Genomic DNA, 3158 nt, shown 5'->3' with positions numbered 1-3158 from the left:
CTCGTGGAGCGGGAGCGGGCGCTGGTCGGTTCCTGGTACGAGTTCTTCCCGCGCTCCGAGGGCGCGGTCGTCGAACCGGGCAGGCCACCGGTCAGCGGCACGTTCGCGACCGCGGCCGAGCGCCTCCCGGCGATCGCCGCGATGGGCTTCGACGTCGTCTACCTGCCCCCGGTCCACCCCATCGGCACCACCCACCGCAAAGGCCCCGACAACTCCCTGCCCCCGGGCCCCCACGACGTCGGCGTCCCCTGGGCCATCGGCTCCCCCGAGGGCGGCCACGACGCCGTCCACCCCGACCTCGGCACCCTCGACGACTTCGACGCCTTCGTCACCCGCGCCACCGGCCTCGGCCTGGAGATCGCCCTCGACTTCGCACTCCAGTGCTCACCCGACCATCCCTGGGTCGAGAAACACCCCGAGTGGTTCCACCACCGGCCCGACGGCACGATCGCCCACGCCGAGAACCCGCCCAAGAAGTACCAGGACATCTACCCGATCGCCTTCGACCGCGACATGCCCGGCCTGGTCGCCGAGACGGTGCGGGTGCTGCGGTTCTGGATGGACCACGGGGTGCGTATCTTCCGCGTCGACAACCCGCACACCAAACCCGTCGTGTTCTGGGAACGGGTGATCGCGGAGATCAACGGCACGGACCCCGACGTGATCTTCCTGGCCGAGGCGTTCACCCGCCCCGCGATGATGCACACGCTCGCACAGATCGGGTTCCAGCAGTCGTACACGTACTTCACCTGGCGGAACACCAAGGAGGAGCTCACCGCGTACCTGACCGAGCTGTCGGGCGAGGCGGCCGCCCACATGCGGCCGAACCTCTTCGTGAACACCCCGGACATCCTGCACGCGTTCCTCCAGGACGGCGGGCGGCCCGCGTTCGAGCTGCGCGCCGTGCTCGCCGCGACGCTCTCCCCGACCTGGGGCGTGTACAGCGGCTACGAGCTGTGCGAGAACACCCCGCTGAGACCGGGCAGCGAGGAGTACCTGCACTCCGAGAAGTACGAACTGCGCCCGCGCGACTGGGAGTCGGCCGCACGCGAGGGCCGCACGATCGCCCCGCTGCTCACCCGGCTCAACGCGATCCGCCGGCGCAGCCCCGCCCTGCGCACCCTGCGCGGGCTCCACTTCCACCACGCCGACCAGGACGCGGTGCTCGTGTACTCGCGGCGCAGCGGCACGGACACCGTGCTCGTGGTGGTGAACCTGGATCCGCACCACACCCAGGAGGCGACGGTCTCCCTGGACCTGCCCCGGCTCGGCCGCGCCTGGCACGAGACCGTCCGGGTGCACGACGAGCTCACCGGCGACACCTACGACTGGGGTCGCACCAACTACGTACGGCTCACGCCGGGCCGCACCCCCGCACACATCTTCACGGTCGGCGACCGCCCGCACCCCTGACCGGAGGGCCACGCACACATGTTCATGAACGAGCCCGTCCCGGACACCTTCGAGGACACCCCGGCCAAGGACCGGGACCCCGAGTGGTTCAAACGCGCCGTCTTCTACGAAGTCCTCGTCCGCTCCTTCCAGGACAGCAACGGCGACGGCGTCGGCGACCTCAAGGGCATCACCGCGAAACTCGACTACCTCCAGTGGCTCGGCGTCGACTGCCTCTGGCTGCCCCCCTTCTTCAACTCCCCCCTCAAGGACGGCGGATACGACGTCTCCGACTACACCTCCGTCCTCCCCGAGTTCGGCGACCTCGCCGACTTCGTCGAGTTCACCGACGCCGCCCACCACCGCGGCATGCGCGTCATCATCGACTTCGTCATGAACCACACCAGCGACCAGCACGAGTGGTTCCAGGAATCCCGCAAGAACCCCGACGGGCCCTACGGCGACTACTACGTCTGGGCCGACGACGACAAGCAGTACCAGGACGCGCGGATCATCTTCGTCGACACCGAGGCCTCCAACTGGACCTTCGACCCGGTCCGCAAGCAGTACTACTGGCACCGCTTCTTCTCCCACCAGCCGGACCTCAACTACGAGAACCCGGCCGTGCAGGAGGAGATCCTCGCCGCGCTCAAGTTCTGGCTCGATCTCGGCATCGACGGCTTCCGCCTCGACGCGGTCCCCTACCTCTACGCCGAGGAAGGCACCAACTGCGAGAACCTGCCCGCCTCGCACGCCTTTCTCAAACGCGTGCGCAAGGAGATCGACGACCACTATCCGGACACGGTGCTGCTCGCGGAGGCGAACCAGTGGCCCGAGGACGTCGTCGACTACTTCGGCGACTACACCTCCGGCGGCGACGAATGCCACATGGCCTTCCACTTCCCCGTCATGCCCCGCATCTTCATGGCCGTCCGCCGCGAATCACGCCACCCCGTCTCCGAGATCCTCGCCAAGACCCCCGCCATCCCCGCCGGCTGCCAATGGGGCATCTTCCTGCGCAACCACGACGAACTCACCCTCGAAATGGTCACCGACGAAGAACGCGACTACATGTACGCGGAATACGCCAAAGACCCCCGCATGCGCGCCAACATCGGCATCCGCCGCCGCCTCGCCCCCCTCCTCGACAACGACCGCAACCAGATCGAACTCTTCACCGCCCTCCTCCTCTCCCTCCCCGGCTCCCCGATCCTCTACTACGGCGACGAGATCGGCATGGGCGACAACATCTGGCTCGGCGACCGCGACGCCGTCCGCACCCCCATGCAATGGACCCCCGACCGCAACGCCGGCTTCTCCTCCTGCGACCCCGGACGCCTCACCCTCCCCACCATCATGGACCCCGTCCACGGCTACCAGGTCACCAACGTCGAAGCCGCCATGTCCTCCCCCTCCTCCCTGCTCCACTGGACCCGCCGCATGATCGAGATCCGCAAACAGAACCCCGCCTTCGGCCTCGGCACCTACACCGAACTCCCCTCCACCAACCCCGCCGTCCTCGCCTTCCTCCGCGAAACCCCCACCACCCGCCGCACCCACGACACCAGCGACACCGACGACGACGTCGTCCTGTGCGTCCACAACTTCTCCCGCTTCCCCCAACCCACCGAACTCGACCTCACCCCCCACACCGGACGCCACCCCGTCGAACTCATCGGCGGCGTCCGCTTCCCCACCATCACCCAACCCCCCTACCTCCTCACCCTCGCCGGACACGGCTTCTACTGGTTCCGGCTGCGCCGGGA

The 3158-nt window shown here is 68.3% G+C and carries 2 protein-coding genes; both read left to right on the top strand.

Annotated elements, in window-relative coordinates; genetic code table 11:
* Window positions 1–1413: alpha-glucosidase C-terminal domain-containing protein (locus tag GTW43_RS03750; protein WP_161300174.1), on the top strand; the 1413-nt coding region annotated here is incomplete at its 5' end.
* Window positions 1414–1431: 18 nt separating this feature from the next.
* On the top strand, window positions 1432–3158 hold a 1727-nt coding region (treS, locus tag GTW43_RS03745; protein WP_161300173.1), incomplete at its 3' end, for a maltose alpha-D-glucosyltransferase.

It is taken from the genome of Streptomyces sp. SID5785 (assembly GCF_009870065.1).
In the GTDB taxonomy this organism is placed as follows: domain Bacteria; phylum Actinomycetota; class Actinomycetes; order Streptomycetales; family Streptomycetaceae; genus Streptomyces.
Note: the sequence above shows the minus strand (reverse complement) of the source record. Positions and strands in the feature narration are given on the sequence as shown.